The organism is Flocculibacter collagenilyticus (assembly GCF_016469335.1).
Classification (GTDB): Bacteria; Pseudomonadota; Gammaproteobacteria; order Enterobacterales; family Alteromonadaceae; genus Flocculibacter; species Flocculibacter collagenilyticus.
Genome location: NZ_CP059888.1, coordinates 2,235,129 through 2,252,818 on the forward strand (window position 1 = coordinate 2,235,129; position 17,690 = coordinate 2,252,818).

Below are 17,690 nucleotides of genomic sequence, written 5' to 3' on the forward strand. Positions count from 1 at the left end.
TGCACTCGCGTATTGTATTTTTCGGCGGCGGAGCTTTTTATAAAAAGTATTTAACACAGCCTATCGGCTAGGCTCGTGTGCGTCATAGCAAGGCAGGCTAGACTCAACTGTATCCCAATCAGCCTTTGACGAAACAAAATTATGGGAAATAGGTCTTTCAGATATTGCAGTATCTAACGCCCCTAATCTTAAACGTAATCGATTAGTGTCGGAAGCATTCGAACTATACAGTGGTGACGCACAAACTTGGCAAAAATGACGCTTTTTACCCGGGCTCATTTCATAAAATGAAATAAGCTGTTTCCCTTCAGTGATGGTTAAGTCAGAACGGTTAATAAAGCCATTCGTCGCATAGGCAGTACCGCTCGATTTGCGGCACTTAGAGCAATGGCAATGAATAATGCTAGAAATCTCACCCGTTAGCTCAAACTTAACTTGCTTACACAAGCAACTTCCTTTGTAACTTTTCATTATTTTTTATTCTCCATACAACCTTAACAGGCTAAGCTAAGTTGTTGAGAGGCTTTATGATATGCCTCTAATTCATCATCCAAAATTACAGCAGCAATTTTCAGTTGTTTATCAACTTGTTGTAATGTGTATGAGGTTTTGCATTTGAAAATAATACTTTGCTCAACACTTTCAAACACCCAGTTTACTGACACAAACCTCAGCTTATTAGCCAGTGTAAGCTGATGAGTGATCGTCGGCGACACTGATGCCATGCCAATATCTTTATATTGCCTAAGCAAAAATTCGGTATTTTCTTGTAAAGTTTGTTGGTCATGTATTGATACATTTGCCCCACTAGTCATTATTAACGAAGGTACAGAAAACATCTCCATAATTTGTCCTACGTTATATTGACTAAAAGCAACTGCGTATCGATGAATGAAGTCTGATACCTGCTCTTCCATTGTTTACCTTTTTTATTCTTATTATCGTGCCTTGTTTTGAATACAACCCAAAGATTGTGAGCACTCATGTACTCATCAAATTAATTTATACCCAAATATTTATGTAACTGTACAGACAAACGCCAGTTTCGTAGTGTACAGGTTTCAATTGCTAACTTAGTTGCTTTTGCCTTCTGACTGATGGGCTGTAAGTAAATTAACTTACTTTTCAACTCTTCTGCTGTGAAGCACACCTCTAGTAGGTCAGCTAGCTCTTCTACGTGCTTTTCCATTGCAATTGGATGTTTAATTTCATCTGCGCGTTTCATTGCAGATTTAAGCATCTCATAACCGCCTTTCATATTTATTTTAGGAGATACTGTTACCCATGTTTGGGCTGGCGCTTTAACCTCAAAGGTGCCGCTTGTTTCTATTTGAGTCGTATAACCATGTTGATGAAGCAGTTCACACAGCGGGTTCAAGTCGTACATACAAGGTTCACCGCCCGTAATAACAACATGTTTTGCGGTATAATTCTTAAGCTTGAATTGTTCAAGAATATCTTCTGCCGTTGCATCAGCCCACCATTCTGAGTCCGCTGATTTTTCCATAGTTTCAGTAAGGTTTACTTTAAACTCTGTATTCACATCCCATGTATGTTTTGTGTCACACCACGCGCACCCAACCGGGCAGCCTTGTAATCTCACAAATAAAGAAGGCGTACCTGTGTAGCTTGCCTCACCTTGGATGGTTTCAAAGATCTCGTTTATTTTATACAACCTTACTCACCTATACTTTTTTCTGATACAGCGTTAAAATGGTCGGCTTTGATATAATAATTTAGATAATCATTAGCTGACTGTCATTACATGTTTTAAGTATAGAACGTGACCCGTTACGTTAAAGAACAACAGATCCTAGCTCAGCCCCGATTATCACGCTACACTCATTCATGCAAACCTCGCATTATACAAGAGATACATTTTTATGCCGCAAAAAGTTGTTGTAATTTATTCTGGTGGGATGGATTCATTTACCGTTCTTAATAAAGCCTTAAACGAAGGTCACGAAGTTTATGCCTTATCATTCGACTATGGCCAAAAACATGTGAAAGAGCTCGAATGTGCCGCAACCGTGTGCGAAGAAAACAAAATTAATCACAAAGTTATTGATATTTCAGCTATTAACCAAATTATTGCAGGCTCAGCGCTTACCGACGAGATTGATGTACCTGAAGGGCATTATGAAGAAGAGTCGATGAAGACAACCATCGTACCTAACCGTAATATGATTTTGCTATCACTCGCGGTAGGTTACGCCGTATCTATCAAAGCGAGCAAGGTTTTTTATGGCGCGCATTCTGGCGACCATGCGATTTACCCTGACTGTAGGCCTGAATTCGTTAAGAAAATGAATGATGTTTGCAAAATTGCGAACTATGAAGAAATTGAAATTGTAAGCCCTTACCTCAACGTATCTAAGATTGATATTTTAACCGACGGCATCAAAATGAATTTAGATTACAGTAAAACATGGACTTGTTATAACGGCCGTGAAAAAGCGTGTGGCAAATGCGGTGCTTGCCAAGAGCGCCTAGAAGCATTCAAGTTAAATAACGCGAAAGATCCAATCCAGTACGAATCATAACCTCTTCGTTATTGATTTAATCAAATTAAGGGTGTTGTTCCTACCCTAATATCAATGAACAACATCCTTTATACATCTGAAATTAGCTTACAACTCTTTATCTCAGCCTAAACTAATCACTATTCGCACTTGTTTTACCGCCACACACACCGCATTAATAATTAACTATAATAAATTATATTGGTTAAAGTACGCTCTAATAGGGCTAAGTGAAGGAAGGGATTATGGCACGCGAAGTATTGATTATTTCTATTGTATTAATTTGTGTAGGTTACTATTTGATTAAAGATTTGTATAAAAGTAAGTTGAAGTACAAACAAGGTAACGAAAGTGAAATATCTAACGTTAAACATCAAATAAATCAATTGAGTACGCAAATTCAACAACAAGAAGACCGTATAAAAACACTTGAGGCAATCGTCACTGATGAAGGCTATGAAATCAAAAAACAGTTTAAGCAACTCTAGCGCTTCAAGTCATTATCACAAATAAAACCACATATCAACATTTAAATAACATTAAAATCTAACAAGACTTTTATTTTGTGTCAAACTTAAATAGAGCAGTAAAACAAGGGGCAACAAATTAGCGCGATATTAGTGATATATAACCACTAAAATATTATTGCTAAGTTGTATAAACCGTACTTCCTACTTTAGAGGTTTCACATGAACGCGTTGATGCAAAATCAAGTAGATACGCTAAATGATCTACTGAGTTCCAATCAGTTGCTGGACGCACAAATGTACATGGAAAGTATGCACATGCCTTACGACGTACAAGACAAAATTGTTGGTGCAGTTAGTCGTTTGAAAAAAATAACACCGAACAAAGTGGCTGTTATTTTAGAATATTGCAAAAACTCCTCATTTCCTGAGCAGATGAATCATTAATCGGAGTGATATTCTAGCTAGATTTCTTACGGTCACACTACAATCTGCTTAGCGTGATCGTAATCTTCTACTTCTCTTATTCAGATTTAGATTTAAATTCTCGCGGAGAGCAATTAAACCACCTTCTACAGGCTCGGCTTAAAGAACTTTGCTCGTTAAAACCTAAACTTAACGCAACCTCTGACAGGCTAAACTGATGAATTAGCCGTGGAAAGCGTGCTTTGCGCTCTTTATCTAATAGCACTTTAAAATTAGTATTTAATACTCGTAAATGCCGTTGTAGCGTTCTTGGAGTTATTGATAGATGCTCGGCTACATGTAGTAACGTACAATTAGCGAGTTCATCACTCATGGCCAATATTGCACATACTCTTTCATGTAGCAGCTCTGATTTAGCCTGCTGTTTATGCACAAGCTGCTTTAGCTGCTTATCGGATTCATGTTGCAATAAATTGTGCAAGTCGGGATTATTCTTATCAAAACGATACGCTAAATAAGATGCTGGGAACACAAGGCTATTGTGAGATGAATTAATATCTACTTCACAGCCAAACCATTTTGATAATATTGCCTTATGCTCGGTATCCAACGAAAAAGTTAAGGTTAACCGTGTTGGCGTCACTACCTGACCTAATAGCTGCCGCACAGACGCCACCCATGCTGTCATATTTCTTAAAATAACATGCTCATTACTCGGCGAGTATGGTAGCCATGTAAGCACCATGTCATCATCGAGTTCGCTTAGCTTTATTTCACCAATATTTGCAACCAGTGCATCATATTTTAAAAGCGCATTGAGTGCCGTTGTTAGATTGTCACTCGACTCAATTAAGTAACCTAAAATACCAAAATCTGCTATGCGTATCGCTTTTCCTAGATGAAATCCAAACAGCGGATCATGTAACTCCGTTGCGAGTACAGACAATAACTTGCTGTACGCATCAAGATTAATACGCTCAGTCTTTGGTAGCGCGGTAAATGTGGGTAAATGTATTTGCGCTGTTATCTCATTTGTCCAATCTTCTTTTTGCTTCTCGCTCCATGACTGAAAATCACTATATTGAGTAAAAACGTAATGAAAAACACTGACAAAATAGAGGTATGAGGTTGTGGCACTTTGCTGCTGAAACATGAATTTGAACAAATATAGGAGAAAGATAATAAAATAATAAATGATTATTTTGTCGTGTAAAGACAAATTAATGTCGCCATGACACAAGCAGATTTTCAGGTAATAAATTACCTTATAGCTTACACACAACCTCAACATGAGAAAATAAAATGGTTGAAGTGAGTCGTTCACATCGTTTTCCCATAGCAAAAGAACACATAATGGCGCTATTCCTAGAGCATGAACAACTAGATAGGTTTTTTGATGCTAAATTTTCCATTGTTTCAGCACCCAGCGTTAACAATAAACAGCCACATGCTAGCAACCTATCAACACTTCAAGCGCAACATGAAGGATTGATCAGAAAGGTGTCTACTCCCCTGCTCACTTTCAATGAAAAAGTCTTGGCCGTACAGGCTAACCTTATTCGTTACTGTATTATTGGCGAGTGTCTTATTTCAGATCATCAAGGCGATATCGTATTTACTGAAAATAATTCAGGTTGCAAAGTTAATTACACCATACGCTGCAAAGCACCACGCTGGTTTCCTTCATTCCTGCTTAAGTTAATACTTAACGATATGATTAAAAAAGCATTCAAACGCTTAACTGCTTGGCTAAATCAACATGAGAACATTCACCAACAAGAACAAGCTGTTGGTACAAGTAGGAGAAAGTGATGGATAATTTTAATCTTACCAGTATTCCTATAGAAGCTATCTTACTCGCATTAAGCCCTATTTTCTTTGCATGCATTATTATTGAATATAAAAAGCTGCCTAAAAATTACAATGTAATCGATTCAATTAACAATGTGTTATTAGCTGCAATGCATCAATTTGCTGACGCCATCGCGGTGTTACTCGTATTGCCAATATTTGCTTGGATATATCAATACAGGCTCCTAAATATAGAATTAACTGTTTTTACGGTGGTGATGGGATTTGTTTTTCAAGACTTCCTTTATTATTGGTTCCACCGCTGTTCTCACAAAATTAATTGGCTTTGGTCTGCGCACATCGTTCATCACAGTTCAACAATCATGAATTTTTCAACAGCCTTCAGACAAAGCTTTATTTATCCTATGGTCGGAATGTGGATGTTTTGGTTGCCCTTAGCACTTCTAGGCTACCCACCCACATTAATCTTTATGATAGTCGCCCTAAATTTAGGTTATCAGTTTTTTGTGCACACAGAGCTAGCTGCTAATACAGAAACTCGAACATGGTTTAATTTTGTTTTTAATACACCTTCCCATCATCGTGTACATCACGCCATTAACCCAGAATATATCGATAAAAATTTTGGTGGCGTGTTAATCATTTGGGATCGGTTATTTGGCACCTTCTCAGCTGAAAAACTATCTAACCCATGTAAATACGGCATAGCAGGTAAAGAAGAACAACAAGCTGTACGTACTCAAATGTCAAAGATAAACCCTATCACCATTACGCTTTATTATTGGAAGCACATGTTTAAATTAATGAAACACGAACATACACTTGCTAAAAAACTTAAAATACTAGGCATGTCGCCCGCAAAAATGCGTATGATTTATATAGATAGAAATAATAAAGAAGCTATTATTTATCAACATTTTAATACTTAAACCTAAGTAACAGAGTATTAAGTAACAATTTAGACTTTAGCTGCCAACGCTGAATTCGGGATAATCTTTCTATTTCTTTACTTGCTTGGCTAGCTAACTTATCTATTAAATCTTCTACTTCTACATTCAATCCCGTGTCCCAATCGATATAATTGGGGTATTCAATAAGTGAGCAGTAAGCTAGCTCCTCAAGAGATTTATTACTTTCTCTTCGATTAATTGGCACATGATCTTTTGTAAGCCCCCAACCTGCATAAAATGGCTGCCCCCATGTATGAACCTCCACGCCAAAAATTAATGCCTCAAATCCACTTAAGGAGGTCATTGTATGAATTTCATCGATATGAGGAAAAATTTGATATAAAGAGACATTAAATTCAATTAGATTAGTACACGATGATAAGCACTTTTCAGATAAGCTCCCATTACGATTTCCTGAAACTACGTCTGGATGGGGTTTGTAAATAATGAATGCATCAGGCTCCGCTTTCCTTACTGCAAATAGTAACTCTTCGTTACTTTTAATACGAGGACTTCCAAACTGAATTGAGGCATCTCCATCAACTTGTCCTACAACTAAAATGACTTTATTTGATGTAATGGGTCGGCAAAAGTTAGCTGTTAAACCAACATTATATTTACTTACGCCTGATGTTCTAATTCTAAAAAGCAATGCCTTAGCACGAGCACACTGTTGTTCAGTTAAACTTATGCTTTGAATTAACTCTTCTAGATCGCTTGGCTTCTGACTATTAAAATAAATCCCATTTTCATCTAGAGATAAGGAAGAAGGAGGGCATAAATTAGAACCTAAACCTGATGAGCGAATAAAGCCATCTTCAACGCGAATGCAGCTTTCAAGATCAGGATATTTCATTCCCCAAACAGCAATTCGATCATTAGGAGATACTGACTGTGGTAGCTTTTTCTTAAAAATTAGCTTTTCCGCCCTATTGGCACAAAAGCGTGTCATAAATGCTTTTTTCCAAGATGAAAAACCAACCAAATACAAGTTTTTTATCAATACGTTAGTGTTTTTCTGCTTAGCAATAAGCGCAATAACATCTTCAATCTCGCAACGTTTTCCACTTACTGGATTAAAGTAAAGTGGGTAATCAATTAGCGAAGCAGCTACTAGTGACAATAAATCTGCTTTTTTTCTACGCGTGTTTTTCTTAACATCGGTTGTCAGTCCCCATCCTGCATAAAAAGGCATTCCAAAGCAATAAACTGGTTTACCTAAAATTAATGCTTCAAAGCCCATTTGAGAAGAAACCGTATATACAACATCTGCCTCATTTATTAAGGCATGAGGGTGACACCCTTCACTTATTAGAGTGCAATTTTTCGGAAGTTTTTTTAGCGCTTTAGATAAAACGCCCTTTTTTTTGCCAAAGCGGGTATCCGGATGTGTTCTTATTAACAGCTGAGCACTGGGGTGGTTTAACCTTGCCTGAGACAGCATTTCGTAAAAGTCATTCTCTGTGGCCTCAGCTCCTTCGATACCTAGATCCCCTGCAACCTGATCAATTATGAGAATTTTTTCTGCTTTTATTGAATCTATTTTTTTTGCTAAAGATAAAGGTAGTTTATTATTCTGGTATATATTGTACTTTGTAATACCATGCTGCTTTACTTGCTGTACTATTTTCTCAGCGCGTTTTAACTCTGCATCACTGTGAGAACGCTTTATCAATAACTCTAAACGACATTCGCTTCGTGCATCATAGTAAATACCAAAATCATCACGTACCAATGAAACCTGAAAACCTTTCTTCTCAGGATGCCCTATGTAACCAATAAAGCCATCCTCTAAATGTAAGAAGGCGCATCCTTCTTTCTGTGCGTGTAATTTAGTTATTTTCGCCGTTTTCTTATTTCCCCAACCTACAAATACATCACCTTCCATAACCTCAGATGAAGCCGTGTGTAGCATTAGATCTTGTTCAAGACAGGCTACTGCAATACGCTTTCTATTTAACAAACCCTTTGAACAAGTGAACATAGCCATATGTGTTCTCTGCTATTTACTATTTAAAATATCTATCAGGATTAGTGCAAAATGCGATTATCCTGCCCAACACCAAGCAAATTAAGCTCCTTCACGCGAAAAATAGGGGCTCTATTCGCAGGGCAAACTATTTAACATGATATGGACTCTGCATTTCATTAAACGATTTAATCAATATTATCGTAATTTAATTCACGCAAAATCTGCTCACCACCTGTTTGCACGCGTTGCGCAATCTTGGAATGTTAAGTTAAGTCTGACAAGAATAGATTATTTAATTGTAATAACTAAAGCTTTTCGAACAATGAAAAACGCATTTTAATAATTTGATATCTAGAAAACTTTTTGATTTATTATCTTCTGTAAAAATAATCCGAATTATAAATTACTCATCTCGATAGCTTATGAAAGCTACCGAGATGAAAGAAGCTTAATTAAATTGCTTAATATAAAACTTACCTAACTTTCTAAAAGTCTTATTTTTACTATCAGAAAAAAATGCATCTGGATCTCTATTAAACTTCCTTAATTTGTTTTCATTCCTTAGCACGGCCCTCATAACTAAAGACATTGTTTTGCCAGGAAGTTTGTTTGGTTCCTTAACTAAAGTCACTTTATTTTCTTTCACCAATGGATTATTAATTGGCTTATTCTTATGATTTTTAACATATGGAATTCTAAAGAAAACTTCTGTTCCGGCACGCCAAACTGTTTGCTTTAATAGTTTATCTGATAATGGGCCATTTTGTCTTGGAGGTATCATGTATCTCCAGCCTGCTCCCGCAAAGTTATCGTCAAAAGTTACTCCTTCAAATAATTCTGTATCCCTGCCGCTTGGTTTTGTCAAAGTATTCGACCATACAGAAAAACATGAGCTGTTATCAAAATAAACCCCCTCAATAGACGAGCCAAATTTATCCATAACATCCTTAGCGAATGCAACAATCCCTGATTGCATTTTAGGGATAAACTCTCGCTTAACGTCCTCGCCTTCAGTTGATTCAAATACAGGCATATAAGATTGGCCACTCTTAACCATTTTAATAAATGAACCATCTATATTTGAGAAGACGACTTCAAATGCCAGACCTAACCTACAAATAGGATGTAAAGAATGGGCAGGATTTACAAAGTCCCCAGCAAATGCTTTTATGATTTGGCCTTTCTTCTTTAACTTTAATGCGCTCTCAAAGGTCATTAAGTAATAACCCCCAATATCTCGATTAAGAAGTTTGATCATGGCATCTTGCATTGTGCCAGCATACCCAATATCAACTACAGCAACATTCTTATTTAAATCATTTAGACCTTTATCTTCAAAATATTGAAGAAGTAGCTCACCTTCGCTCATTGCACTATCAACAATCTGAGCTGACAGCGCCATTGTTAAATTATATAAATTATCTTTGAGCTCATTAGTATTAATTATGGTATTCAAGCCAAGCTCTTTAAACCCATGAAGTTCCAGAAGCTCTTCAGGTATCAGCTCAGGGTTATAGCCTAACTTATTTTCAAAAAATGATAGCAATGTGCCGCTGTAAAATGCTGAACGAGCCACAACACTCAAATCTTGTTGATTTCTTATTGAAGCAACCCTGGCACTTCTTCGTGATGCTAGCAAATAATGTGATTTAGGCGCGTTCTCGTAATATGGAGACAGTTCATCATAGACTTTTTTTATTATTTCTCCATCTCTCGCTAAGAAGTATAAATCAGTTATTCCATCTTCTATTGCTTGCTCAATAATCCATTTTGTGTACGAAAAGAACATACATCCAAGGCCTAAATACCCCAAGTTGAACACACTTCCATGATAAAAAGTATCTCCCCAATAAGGGAACTTCGGGTCATCGTAGATGCGATTAGCACACATACCCACAGTTATAGATTCAGATAAAGATGCCTTATTTCTGTTCTTAAAAAACAAGTTATTAGCAGGTTTATTCTTATAAAATAAATCTAAAGTTCTAGGTGTATGTAACGCTCTAATTTCTTTATCTCTTGCAGCTTTAATGTCACCGTGTACATTATCACCAATATGAAGGATAGTTTTTGGATTGGATATACCTAATTTATCCATTAAATATGTATATAAATGACCTTCATGCTTTTTTAATCCAATTTCTGAAGAAACAAATAGCGCTTGATACCCATGAATATTATTTTTAGCTAAAATTCTTTCAATCGTCTTATGGCTAAGATACATGTCCGAAGTGATAATCACCTGTTTACCTAATGATTTTGCCATTCGAAATAGTTCCATACCAGAAGGTCTTGGATACAATAATTGAACTTCCGCCTCAATTTCGACACTCTTGATAGCATTTATTAACGACAAGTCAGTTAAATGTGCAAGATTTGCCAATTCTTGATAGATCTCGTCAATTGTAATCTCGTACGTTAAATCTTCTTCATTGATACCCTCTTCAAGAGCTTGTTCGTTATATTCTCGGAGCTTTTTCTTGAGGTTTTGCTCTGCTTTTACTCGTACTAGCGTAAATTCATTCACAATCCCGTTAGTAAGTTCGCAAACTTCATCCTCGATGTACCTAAACAAATCTACAGGTTTTGCGAAGGGTCTAACAAGAAGTGTATCAAAAATATCAAATGAAACTGTTTTCACATGAGGATTAGAGATTTGCTTAAACCACTCTTCTTTATTTTTTACAATTGCCTTTGTATTTTCACAGCCCGTTTCAACTAATTTTCGTATAGCTACGTGAGGCTTTGCTGCTTCAATAAATTCAACTAAATACTTATCAAAATCAGCATGGATTGGATTGGCGACTAACTGCTCGAAGATCTTATTTGAACTTTGTGTTTTGGTAGCCAAGAAGTCAGAATAATTTACGCAATAACTCGTAATAAAGTTGTGCAACCAATCACCTGTATACAAGGTATTAATTGTGAGCGGCATCAGTCGAGATAGAATAAATGCAAGTACGTGATCTTGATCTCTTTTACTCAACACAAAGTCTGAATCAACCAGAGTTTGAAAGCTCTCAGATACAACCTCAATATGGCTATTACCATACATATATACTGGAAGCTGCATAAATGCAGCCTGAAATGCAATACTTGAAGAAGTAGAGATAACACCGTCAACTAATGGTAAAAGGTATTGTGATACGCCATCTAAGGAATCAAATACGGGTTCATATATGAAATTACTAAAATTACTTTTCAGAAATGCAACTGTATCACTATTAATAGGGGTATCTTTCGTATGCCTAGTAACATACTGGGTTACTACGACACCCACGTCATCTGGCACTTGAGCTAATACACTTATCAAAAAATCCATTTGATTTCGGTGTGCTGTATGAAAATCGAAAGAAAAATAGCCTGAAACTTGTAACGGAAGCAGTAATAACTTTCTAAATTTGTTCTCAGGGTCAAGAGATTGACGCGTGAAAGGGGTGTACGAAGATAAATATCCCTCAAAATAGGTCTCTCTTATACCTTTTACCAGCTTCAATTCTTTCGCTGTAGCCTGATAATTTTGAATATCATCCTTAAAAATGCTCATAGCTGAATCTTTAAAAAAGCCACAAGGGTCGAGTAGCGTTAACTCAGGTAGTGGTACTCTCGAAAAAAAGCCAGGCATCATATGCAAACAAGGAACGTCAGAAAATAAGTTTTTAATTACATTGTTAGGTGACTCCCACGAGATTATTAACTCAGGGACAAAACCATTCAGCTTGTTTTCGTAAAAAGAAGCCAGATCATTCAGCTTCTGCTTATCATGGCATTCATAATTTATCTTTGCAGAATGCTCTGCATTACGATAAACACTCAAGATTTCAGGAAGATCTACTTTAATTATGTTCAATCCCGAAAATTCAACTCCTTGATTTATACACTCTTCATAAACATGCTTAGATGTAAATACTGTAATCTCATGACCAAACTTTAATAAGTTTTGAGCCTGGCGGTTTATTGTATTTTTTAATGCTCCGGCGCGAAAAAATGGGTTTTGCTGTTCAACAAGTGACTCTAGATAGTAAAGGATTTTCATATGTAACCAATTGTAAATTTAATTTGTAATTTTTTGCTGCAAATTATTTGCTAGTTCAAACTAATGAACTAATCTCTTCGCCATTAGTTGACGACAACTTCATTTATAAAACTACTGCTCCATGTGCTACCCTATATGTCCTTTGTTGCTACTTGCTTGTATATACACTTCTGTTGAACGCGCATTTATTAAAAAATTCATAATGCCAAAATCACCGCTGCTGATGCAGCAATTTGATATATAACTTGCGAAATATCTTTTGTTAACTGGAACGACTTTTCATCTGGCTTTGCCAATACAAATATTTCATCACCCGCTTCAATTAACATTTCATTATTGAGTTGCTCATTAATGTTTATAAGTGCACCATTTTGCTTCATAAGTAAGATATTCATATCATCAATATCTCCAGAAGCTTCACCTGCATGATTAATGAACTCTGATGCATCCATATTATTCTGATAAGCTACAGCTGTTGGAAATAGCACTTCACCGTGCACCATTACTAGGTTTCGTTTTGCAGGTATAACAATTCGGTCTCCCTGTTGAAGATAAATGCTTGATAAGTCTGCGTTATCGGTTAATAGCACCTGCCCTTTTGTTTCAACTTTACGCGCTTTTTCAATCCACATAAGAATTGTTTCAGCTTCATTTTTACGAAGTTGCGCAGCTTCATTTGTTTCACTGCGAGCAGTTAGCACACTTTGTTCAAGAGCATTTAATGACGAGTTAAGCATTTCTTTTTGACGAACAGCAACAGAGGGCCTAAACAGTTGGATTGCTTGACGGTTTGATAACGGAGTAAATTCAACTTGATTAATTACATCGATTAACCTAGAACCAACAGGCATCACTAGTTCTGTTGAAGAGTGATGTTCTCCAATTAACTCGATTGATAGCTGAGATTGGCGCATCTGAGAGGTTACTTTAATTAAAGAATCTGGCGCTACTGTTACGCCATCTAATTCGTTAATGCTAAATTGCTTTACATTTATTTCTTTACTATCGGCTATGTCACTTGATGAAATAATCGTGACATGAGTTGCAGACTGTTTAGGTGCAACTGATTGTAAAATAGGCTTCAGAAGTGTATTCGATTGCTTTACTTCATAGCTCCCTTCAAAACCAACTTCCCCTTCAATAGCCACGGTGCCTTGTCTTACCCCAACAAAAATAACGTCACCGTCTTGCAGTTGTAGGTAGGGCATTTCACCTTTCTGTATAAAATCATACAGATCGATAGCTTGAATTGTTTTATTATGTCTCTTCACTGCTATTTGGCGTAGACTACCAATATCGGTACGTACGCCGCCAGCTTGGTCAATAAACCTTAAGATACTGTCGCCACTTTGCCCTTCATAAAGGCCTGGCTGCTTAACTAAACCAGAAAGAAACACTTTAACTTTTTGAGTTGATAATAACGTGATGTAACTCTCAACATTCTTTTTATAAACACGATTAATGCTTTTCAGAAATACTTTGTTTAGTTCAGTATTGGTCACACCTTGCAGCTTTATTGGGCCAACTTCAGGAATAATAATATTACCTTGCGGGTCTACCACTACTTCAGATTGATATTTAAAGCCTCCCCACACTTGAACTAACAATTTATCACCTTGAGCTATTTTATAGTTCGGGTTTACTGCTGCAAAAGATGCTTGTTTGAAGCCCCCATTAAATAACCAGCTACCATAAAATTTATTAACGGAAGAGTCCTGTATTGACTCTTTCGTTTCAGCGCTAGCATTGGGCTGAATATTTAAGCTCGCAAGCGTTTGCGCACTAAAAATACAAAATAAAATATAACCAAAAAGTTGTCTTAACATTAGCTGTGCTCCTTAATAACAGCATGAGCAAAACGAGCTATTCCATAAACAGCAAGTAATAGGGTCAAAAACGTAATAATGTTGTAAAGTCGACGTGGGTATTTGTCTTCTTCGGCTAAAGCAGGATTCTCAATTATCAAAAAGTGCTTTAGTTTTCTGAATGCTTCCGTTCTAATTTTCTCTAAACTCACAAGAGAAGTTTGGTATAAATCAGAAGCTAACTTTGCGTTTAGTGTTAAATCTTGATAATCAACATGAATTTTATTTAATGAAGACTGATCATGGCTAGTCAGTCGTGCTTTTTGTATTTCCAGTTGTTTATTTAATGAGTTTAGCTCTATATTTTTTGACTTAACGGCTGATGAATCTGACTGCATGTAAGCCATTAAAGATTTAAGCTCAGTTTCTGCCGCAATTATTTTTGATTCTAATTCATTAATAGCACCAACCAGCGCTGAGCTATGTTGTTCGGGGCTAAAAATATTATTTTCATCTTGAAATTTAACAACATCAGCCTGTGTCTTTTTAAATTCTTGATAAGCACGCTGTACTTCTTCTTGAGCAAACCTTAGCTGATCCTCGACCATATTTTGCCCAAGCTTATTAATAAATTGCTCACTGATTTTTAAAATCGTTTCAGCCACGTGTAACGAGTACTCTGCATTAAACGTTTGAACTTCAACCGAGATGATTTCAGACATTTCATCATATTTAATGTTGATATGCTTTTTATAGAAATCTAAATATGCTTCTGTAGAACTATCGCGTTCTAAGCGGCTAATTATATCGTATTTAGTATCTTCATAATGACGCTTCAATGCCAGTGCTTTATCTAGCTGAAGTGCCATATCACGAGATTGAATATACTCTTTCACGATTAATGCATCACGCGTTGAAGGCGAAGCACTACCAAGTGAAGCAAGTCCAAACACAGGTACATCAGTAGAATTTCCTTGCTTAACAACAAATTGGGATACACTGACATATCTAGGTGATGCCACTCCTAAATAATATATAATCACTAAAATCGCAGCTAAGACCACTATCGCAAACGAGCCAAGTTTAGCCCATGTGTAATAAGCTGAACGACGCGCATTTAGATAAGCTTTTGAGTCAAAAACAAACCTTGCAGGATCACGCTTTAATTTATTTAATTTCCGTTTTAATTTCGGTTTATTAATGTCTAACATAATAGCTTTCATATTCTTCAATAGCAGTTTCAAGTTCACTGAAAAAAAGTAAATCTTGGTCTTTAATCAACAAGCCAGCTTCACAGTGTTTTCGAAGTTCAGTCAAACTATGGTTAACCATAATGACTTTTGTTTTTTTATACTTTTCTATTAATAAGTCTTCACATTTCTGTTTGAAATTTGCGTCACCTACTGCAGTTAGCTCGTCAATTAATAACACATCAAAATCAGAGTCAAAGGCCATTGTTAAGCCAAAAGCAACTCGTGAACGCATCCCACTTGAAAAGTGTTTAACTGGTTCATCAAAAAACTTACCAATTTCGGCAAAGTCACTGACTTTTTGCTCGATCGGTCCCGTATTAGCGTAACCGTGTATTCGCGCCACAAACCTTACATTTTCTCTTGCAGTCATAGAGCCTTGTAAACCACCTTGTAAACCAAGTGGCCAAGAGATGTTCTTGTTAGAAGAAATACTGCCCTTATTAGGGATATCAGCCCCACCCAACATTCGGATTAGTGTCGACTTACCCGCACCATTTGGACCTAAAACACCTATGCTTACATTTGTTGGGATAGTAAGGTTAATATCTTTTAAAACGTAATGTCGGCCTTGCTTGGTACGATAATACTTACTTAAATTTTTAAGCTGAATCATGAAGTAATAAATCTCGCTCGATTCAAATGAAACAATGCTAAACCGGCACTTAAGACACATAATGAAAGCATCGCTAAATATCCGAAACTTCCTACAGGTGTCTCGTAACTCGCGAAGTATGCATCTCTACTTAACTCCAAAACATGAAAAATCGGATTCCAACTAAATAAATACCAATATGACTCCGGTACCATAGTAGCGCTATAAAAGATGCCAGAAATAAAAAACATCGGCTTCATCAGCATTGAGAGGATTTTTGATGTTGAAGCTAAATAGCTCGCTATAGTCGAAACAATTAGTCCCAGCCCTAGTGTTAAGCAAACTAATAAACCACTAGCTACAATCAGTAGGAATGGATCATCAGGAATGACAGAAAACCCTAACCAAGCCATTGCTAGAGTAATAATGATATACACCAAAATAAACGTGACTGTTTCTATTAATAATCTCGCGAGAACAGGATCTATTGCAGTAACCTGACGATATGCTAATAATGCTTTGTTCGCATCTAATGCAGCCGATAATTGTGGTAGCGCTTTTGCAAAAAAACTATATGGCAAAATTCCCGTAATTAGGAATAGTGCAATTGGCACATCTGCAATAGATGTTCTGCCAATTAGTGTAAATATCACTGCAAACACTGCTACTTGCGCAATGGGCTCAGCCAAAGCCCATAAGTAACCAAAATTACCTGGACCAAAGCGAGTCTTCATCTCACGAAACAGCAAAGCATGTATAGAGTCGCACATTATTTTAAATGGCGACCTGCGTACCACTAGCGACATTTACTGATAAAACTCCATTACACCAACGACACTTTCTGTAGCATTGGTAACTAATAAATGTTTTATATGTTTTTCTCGCATTAGTTCTTCTGCGTCAGTCACTTTGGCAGACTCTATAATCGTAATAGGCTGCTCTGACATGATTTCAGTCACTAAAGATGATGTTATATCGAGTTTTTGACTTAATGCACGGCGCAAATCACCATCTGTTACAACGCCATATAATTTTTCTTCATCCAATACAATTGCTAAGCCAATTTTAGAGTTTGTCATCACTAAGATTGCTTCTTCAATCGTAGTTTGTGGTGACACAATAGGCAGATTATCACTCATCATCACATCACTAACTTTGGTTAATAATCGACGACCTAAACTACCTCCAGGGTGGAACATGGCAAAGTCTGTAGGCTGAAATTTACGTAAATGAATAAGCGCAACAGCTAAGGCGTCACCCATAACTAGTGCAGCTGTTGTTGAGGAGGTTGGCGCAAGATTATTAGGGCATATCTCGCGATCCACTTTAGCATTTATTGTAAAATCAGCATTAACAGATAATGTGCTATTTTTATTACCTGTTAGTGCAATTATCTTAACACCAAAGTGTTTTAAGGACGGTATCAACTTTAATACTTCATCTGTTTCACCGCTATTTGAAATAAGAAGAACTACACTATCAGGTGTAATCATTCCTAAGTCGCCATGAAATGCCTCTCCTGGGTGAACAAAGAATGACGGCGTGCCTGTTGACGCTAAAGTAGCGGCTAGTTTTTTACCAATATGTCCTGACTTACCCATTCCACAGATAATCAGGTGGCCTCTCGATTCATGTATGCAGTGTGCAGCCGCTTCAAAATCGCTATCTACTTGCTCAGCTAACGCTCTAATTTGGACACTTTGATCCACAATAGCCTGTTTAGCTAATAAAACACTATAATCCTCAATTGGATCAACTGTATTAGATAACATTGATGTTGCAGCAGAAAATTGAGCAAAATTATTTAAAGATTCCATTGTTACTTCTTTGTGTATTGTTACGATTCAATAATAAA

The 17,690-nt window shown here is 36.7% G+C and carries 16 protein-coding genes; 5 read left to right on the forward strand and 11 right to left on the reverse strand.

Going from position 1 to position 17,690, the window contains the following annotated elements:
* Positions 1-60: 60 nt before the first annotated feature.
* The 3 genes from HUU81_RS09905 to queE all read right to left on the reverse strand — a co-directional run bounded on the left by HUU81_RS09905 (position 61) and on the right by queE (position 1,675).
* Positions 61-471 carry a GFA family protein gene (locus HUU81_RS09905; RefSeq protein WP_199608799.1) on the reverse strand — a complete coding sequence of 137 codons (411 nt, stop codon included), beginning with the start codon at positions 469-471 and terminating at the stop codon, positions 61-63.
* Positions 472-494: 23 nt separating this feature from the next.
* Positions 495-917 (reverse strand): hypothetical protein, encoded by a 423-nt coding sequence (locus tag HUU81_RS09910; RefSeq protein WP_199608800.1) that lies wholly within the window; start codon positions 915-917, stop codon positions 495-497.
* An 80-nt stretch (positions 918-997) separates the two neighbouring features.
* Entirely contained in the window at positions 998-1,675 is a 678-nt protein-coding gene (queE, locus tag HUU81_RS09915) for a 7-carboxy-7-deazaguanine synthase QueE (RefSeq protein ID WP_199608801.1), read from the reverse strand.
* 208 nt (positions 1,676-1,883) lie between these two features.
* On the opposite strand from queE, the gene queC reads away from it, so the two are divergent.
* The 3 genes from queC to HUU81_RS09930 all read left to right on the forward strand — a co-directional run bounded on the left by queC (position 1,884) and on the right by HUU81_RS09930 (position 3,436).
* Positions 1,884-2,543: a 7-cyano-7-deazaguanine synthase QueC gene (queC, locus tag HUU81_RS09920; protein ID WP_199608802.1), complete on the forward strand. Its 660-nt coding sequence runs from the start codon at positions 1,884-1,886 to the stop codon at positions 2,541-2,543.
* A 224-nt stretch (positions 2,544-2,767) separates the two neighbouring features.
* A complete protein-coding gene (locus tag HUU81_RS09925; protein ID WP_199608803.1) occupies positions 2,768-3,010 on the forward strand; it encodes a hypothetical protein in 243 nt (80 codons plus the stop codon).
* Positions 3,011-3,211: 201 nt separating this feature from the next.
* Positions 3,212-3,436 (forward strand): hypothetical protein, encoded by a 225-nt coding sequence (locus HUU81_RS09930; RefSeq protein WP_199608804.1) that lies wholly within the window; start codon positions 3,212-3,214, stop codon positions 3,434-3,436.
* A 76-nt stretch (positions 3,437-3,512) separates the two neighbouring features.
* Here the strand turns inward: HUU81_RS09930 and HUU81_RS09935 are convergent, their stop codons facing one another.
* Positions 3,513-4,568 (reverse strand): AraC family transcriptional regulator, encoded by a 1,056-nt coding sequence (locus HUU81_RS09935; protein ID WP_199608805.1) that lies wholly within the window; start codon positions 4,566-4,568, stop codon positions 3,513-3,515.
* Between the two features lie 149 nt (positions 4,569-4,717).
* Between HUU81_RS09935 and HUU81_RS09940 the strand changes: the two genes are divergently transcribed.
* Together HUU81_RS09940 and HUU81_RS09945 are read left to right on the forward strand one after the other, a co-directional pair.
* The gene (locus HUU81_RS09940) at positions 4,718-5,227 is read left to right on the forward strand and encodes a hypothetical protein (RefSeq protein ID WP_199608806.1); all 510 of its coding nucleotides are present in this window, start codon (positions 4,718-4,720) and stop codon (positions 5,225-5,227) included.
* Between the two features lie 23 nt (positions 5,228-5,250).
* A complete protein-coding gene (locus HUU81_RS09945; RefSeq protein WP_199612020.1) occupies positions 5,251-6,156 on the forward strand; it encodes a sterol desaturase family protein in 906 nt (301 codons plus the stop codon).
* Here the strand turns inward: HUU81_RS09945 and HUU81_RS09950 are convergent.
* The 7 genes from HUU81_RS09950 to HUU81_RS09980 form a co-directional block, all read right to left on the reverse strand.
* Positions 6,146-8,167, reverse strand: coding sequence for a capsular polysaccharide biosynthesis protein (locus tag HUU81_RS09950; RefSeq protein ID WP_199608807.1), 2,022 nt, complete (start codon positions 8,165-8,167; stop codon positions 6,146-6,148). The two genes, HUU81_RS09945 and HUU81_RS09950, sit on opposite strands and share 11 nt — an antisense overlap.
* A gap of 430 nt (positions 8,168-8,597) precedes the next feature.
* Complete coding sequence (locus HUU81_RS09955) at positions 8,598-12,185, reverse strand: HAD family hydrolase (RefSeq protein ID WP_199608808.1); 3,588 nt, start codon at positions 12,183-12,185, stop codon at positions 8,598-8,600.
* A gap of 197 nt (positions 12,186-12,382) precedes the next feature.
* The gene (locus tag HUU81_RS09960) at positions 12,383-14,011 is read right to left on the reverse strand and encodes a polysaccharide biosynthesis/export family protein (RefSeq protein ID WP_199608809.1); all 1,629 of its coding nucleotides are present in this window, start codon (positions 14,009-14,011) and stop codon (positions 12,383-12,385) included.
* Positions 14,011-15,201, reverse strand: coding sequence for a lipopolysaccharide biosynthesis protein (locus HUU81_RS09965; RefSeq protein WP_233520474.1), 1,191 nt, complete (start codon positions 15,199-15,201; stop codon positions 14,011-14,013). The genes HUU81_RS09960 and HUU81_RS09965 overlap by 1 nt, the downstream gene beginning before the upstream one ends.
* Positions 15,188-15,856 carry an ABC transporter ATP-binding protein gene (locus HUU81_RS09970; RefSeq protein ID WP_199608810.1) on the reverse strand — a complete coding sequence of 223 codons (669 nt, stop codon included), beginning with the start codon at positions 15,854-15,856 and terminating at the stop codon, positions 15,188-15,190. The genes HUU81_RS09965 and HUU81_RS09970 overlap by 14 nt, the downstream gene beginning before the upstream one ends.
* Positions 15,853-16,641, reverse strand: a complete 789-nt coding sequence (locus tag HUU81_RS09975; RefSeq protein WP_199608811.1) for an ABC transporter permease — start codon at positions 16,639-16,641, stop codon at positions 15,853-15,855. The genes HUU81_RS09970 and HUU81_RS09975 overlap by 4 nt, the downstream gene beginning before the upstream one ends.
* A complete protein-coding gene (locus HUU81_RS09980) occupies positions 16,642-17,652 on the reverse strand; it encodes a KpsF/GutQ family sugar-phosphate isomerase (protein WP_233520475.1) in 1,011 nt (336 codons plus the stop codon).
* Positions 17,653-17,690 lie beyond the last annotated feature (38 nt).

Coding starts and splice junctions, on each gene's coding strand:
- HUU81_RS09905 (WP_199608799.1), bottom strand. CDS start 471: ATGAAAAGTTACAAAGGAAGTTGCTTGTGTAAGCAAGTTAAGTTTGAG.
- HUU81_RS09910 (WP_199608800.1), bottom strand. CDS start 917: ATGGAAGAGCAGGTATCAGACTTCATTCATCGATACGCAGTTGCTTTT.
- queC (WP_199608802.1), top strand. CDS start 1,884: ATGCCGCAAAAAGTTGTTGTAATTTATTCTGGTGGGATGGATTCATTT.
- HUU81_RS09925 (WP_199608803.1), top strand. CDS start 2,768: ATGGCACGCGAAGTATTGATTATTTCTATTGTATTAATTTGTGTAGGT.
- HUU81_RS09930 (WP_199608804.1), top strand. CDS start 3,212: ATGAACGCGTTGATGCAAAATCAAGTAGATACGCTAAATGATCTACTG.
- HUU81_RS09935 (WP_199608805.1), bottom strand. CDS start 4,568: ATGTTTCAGCAGCAAAGTGCCACAACCTCATACCTCTATTTTGTCAGT.
- HUU81_RS09940 (WP_199608806.1), top strand. CDS start 4,718: ATGGTTGAAGTGAGTCGTTCACATCGTTTTCCCATAGCAAAAGAACAC.
- HUU81_RS09950 (WP_199608807.1), bottom strand. CDS start 8,167: ATGGCTATGTTCACTTGTTCAAAGGGTTTGTTAAATAGAAAGCGTATT.
- HUU81_RS09955 (WP_199608808.1), bottom strand. CDS start 12,185: ATGAAAATCCTTTACTATCTAGAGTCACTTGTTGAACAGCAAAACCCA.
- HUU81_RS09960 (WP_199608809.1), bottom strand. CDS start 14,011: ATGTTAAGACAACTTTTTGGTTATATTTTATTTTGTATTTTTAGTGCG.
- HUU81_RS09965 (WP_233520474.1), bottom strand. CDS start 15,201: ATGTTAGACATTAATAAACCGAAATTAAAACGGAAATTAAATAAATTA.
- HUU81_RS09970 (WP_199608810.1), bottom strand. CDS start 15,856: ATGATTCAGCTTAAAAATTTAAGTAAGTATTATCGTACCAAGCAAGGC.
- HUU81_RS09975 (WP_199608811.1), bottom strand. CDS start 16,641: ATGTCGCTAGTGGTACGCAGGTCGCCATTTAAAATAATGTGCGACTCT.
- HUU81_RS09980 (WP_233520475.1), bottom strand. CDS start 17,652: ATGGAATCTTTAAATAATTTTGCTCAATTTTCTGCTGCAACATCAATG.